Source organism: Streptococcus sp. 1343 (genome assembly GCF_013277355.1).
Classification (GTDB): Bacteria; Bacillota; Bacilli; order Lactobacillales; family Streptococcaceae; genus Streptococcus; species Streptococcus pseudopneumoniae.
This window is the reverse complement of record NZ_VMMT01000037.1, coordinates 1-3,493: the sequence shown is the minus strand read 5'-3', so window position 1 is coordinate 3,493 and position 3,493 is coordinate 1. Positions and strand designations below refer to the sequence as shown.

1 protein-coding gene is annotated in these 3,493 nt (G+C 40.2%); it reads left to right on the top strand.

Annotated elements, in window-relative coordinates; all coding sequences use genetic code 11:
• Positions 1–334 precede the first annotated feature (334 nt).
• Positions 335–3,493: Rib/alpha-like domain-containing protein (locus HT709_RS05915; protein WP_172925595.1), on the top strand; the 3,159-nt coding region annotated here is incomplete at its 3' end.

Here is a 3,493-nt window from a genome sequence, read left to right as displayed (position 1 = left end):
TTCTTTTGTTTTAATGTTTTTATCAAAAATTTTTTTTTTTTTTTATTTATTTTGTGTGGTATTTTTTGAAAAGGTTAATTGAATAAAAGGGGATTTTTTACCTTTTTATTTTACTAAAGACTTTATCACATTCTGATTAAAAAAAAAAAAAAAATAAATTTTTTTCCTTGCAAAATTCGGGGGGGGGGGGGTGGTATAATTATTACTAGACTGTATATTCTTCATAGGAGGTACAGTGGGGTAAATAGTCGTAAGTTGCTATTTATATATTATTGTCAATCGAAGAGGAAAATGACATGTTCTCTTCAATCATATCTTTAAAGGAGAAAGAGTTATGGATTTTAGAAAGTCTAACAGAGAAAAGGTCTTCCGTTACTCCATTCGTAAGTACCACTTTGGTGCCGCCAGTGTCGCGGTTGCCGCATTGATGTTTTTAGGAGCACGAGCTAGTGTTGTTCAGGCGGATACTACAGTAAATGCTACAGAGGTGTCTCTTGAGAGTTCTGCACCTAAATCGGATCCAGCTGCGGAGGGGACTAGTGAAGCTTCTACTGCTAAAGTAGACAAAACGCAGTTGCAAGCATACTATGATAAACTTACTAAACTGCTTGCGGAAAGCGATTTACAGGGAGAAACTGCTGAAAATGCTAAAACTTTACTGAGTGAGGTGAAGGATTTACTTTCAGATGACAAAGCAAGCTCGGAAACTGTTTTAAAAACAGAAAAAGTTCTTGAGACAACGATTGCTGGAGTTGAAAAAGCTCTAGCTAAAAGAACTGAAGATGCAACAGCAACTAAACCAGAAAGTTCGGAAAGAACTGCGACTCCTAGCGGAGAAAATAGGGAAGTTTCAACGGACACAGAGACAGTCGCTGAAAAAGAGAAACTTAAATTGGAGGTGGATAAATTAACACAAGCCGTCCAAGCCTTGCCAACTCATGAAACGACAACAGATGTTCGTAGCAAAGCAAACGATGTCTTGGTAAGCGGACGTGCACTGTTGGATGCACAGAATGTTTCCTTGAAAGATATCGAAGACATGACGGCTACGACTAAGCGTATGTATCTTTCTGTTATGAACGCTAAAACTCGCTTGGCATCAGGACGCCGTGACTCACGTAATAATCGAAGAATCCCAAGAGGAATTCAATTTAGGGCGGAAGTTGCTTATGACAATGGTTCTAATGCAGAAGCAAATGGTCATTCTGACCTTGCTATTCTGCATTCTGTAGCAGGCGACACGGATAAAAACTCCGCCGCATATAAAGTCGGCGATATTATGGAATACAAGATTAAGTACAACAGAGATGCTAATGGAAAGATCATTTCACTAGACTGGCTTCTTTACTTTAATGATCATGCCAAAAATTTATACAATGCCTATGGCACTGATGAAGGGGCTGTTTATAGAAACTATTTTCAAATCCCCAAAGAAGTGGACATGCCAACTAGCATCACGCGTTTGAAATATAAGATTCCAGATAGAGGGCGACTTGTTGGTGGTCGATACAGGTTTGATTCACCAGATGGTACATTTCTCCATGATACGGTAACGTTTGACAATCCTCAACCGGCTAAAGCAGGAGGATTAACATTGGATAATGCTTCAACTTATTCGCTAACCAATGGTTGGGATAGCGTGATAACTGGACGTGGTAGAGATAATCTTAAACGAAATATGAATACGTATTTTAAAGGTGCAGCTTCTGATGCTTCTTGGGAGACTCGAGACTTATTGAATGCTGCGGCTATAGATGAGGTGCGTACGATTTGGGATCGTTCGACTACGGGGTCAAATAAAAACGATGCTTATGTATTCAGATTTACAACAACCGTTTCTCCAGCTACTACTAACGAGCAGTTGGCGAGTATGAAATTAGTGATGGGGATGATGCGAAGTGCAACTGTTGGTGCTAATTCCGCTTTTATTAACGTTGCATCTAATCCTGTGAAATTGTGGCAGTCTGATATTTACACTCCAACAGCGAAAGATCAAACTGTAAAAGTTGGTCAAAAACCAGATGCGACAAAATCAATTGGAAACTTAAACGAACTTCCACAAGGAACAACAGTTGAGTACAAGAATGCAGTAAATACACAAACCCCAGGGGAACAACAAGCAATAGCGGTTGTAACTTACCCAGACACATCTAAAAAAGAAGTTCCAGTAAAAGTAATTGTTGAAAAAGAAACAGCGCTAACTAAACCAGTTATCAATACAGACTTGACAGGTAAAGCTAAGACAACGGATCCAGTTGAAGTTACAGCTGATCCAGGTACTACAATTGAGTTGTTCGACAAAGACGGCAACAAGATTGGTGAAGCTGTAGCAGGTGAGAATGGTAAAGCAACTATCACACCAACAGCACCCATTCCAGCAGGTAATGTAACAGCTAAAGCAAGTAAAAATGGTAAAACATCAGAAGTAAGTGATAGAAAAGTTGCGACCCCAGTTGTACCAGAAAAAGCAATTGCGCAACCAACAAAAGAAGGCGACAAATCGGTTACAGTAGCTGTTCCAGCATCAAAACCAGATACAATTTATGTTACTGTTCAAGGGAAAGCAACGAATCTTAGACTGCAACCAGATGGTACATATAACTTTACTAAGAACGATGCAAATGCTACGTTAGTGAACAACCCAGATGGTACTGTAACATTGAACTTACCAGAAGGTAAGACATTGAATGCAGGAGATCGTATCGTAACTCGTACTCAAAATGATGATCCAAGTAATAGATATGGAGCAGTAGCATCAGCAGAAGACCAAACATACCCACAATTGAACCAACCAGACAAGGTTACAGTTGTTAATCCTACTAACTTGAAAGATGATGAAAAAGCAGCTGTAAAAGCAGCCGTTAAGAAAGCAAACCCATCAGTTGTAGAGTCAGAATTAGAAGTTGATGGTCAAGGTAATGTTACTTATAAACATAAAGGTGCAGGAGTAAACGTTGCTTCTGAGATTGCAACTCTTAAGTTGACAGACACTGTTGAAAGAGATACCACAGCGCCAGCTAAACCAGTTGTAGAAACAGATTTAACAGGCAAAGCCGGCACTAAAGATCCAGTTGAAGTAACAGCAGAACCAGGATCTAAGGTTGAGTTGTTCGACAAAGATGGCAACAAGATTGGTGAAGGTACAGCTAACGACGAAGGCAAAGCAACCATTACACCAACGAAAGAACTTCCAGCAGGTGGCGTAACAGCTAAAGCAACAGATCCAGCCGGAAACGTATCAGAAGCAAGTGAACCAAAAGAAGCAACACCAGCTAAAGATACCACAGCGCCAGCTAAACCAGTTGTAGAAACAGATTTAACAGGCAAAGCCGGCACTAAAGATCCAGTTGAAGTAACAGCAGAACCAGGATCTAAGGTTGAGTTGTTCGACAAAGATGGCAACAAGATTGGTGAAGGTACAGCTAACGACGAAGGCAAAGCAACCATTACACCAACGAAAGAACTTCCAGCAGGTGGCGTAACAGCTAAAGCA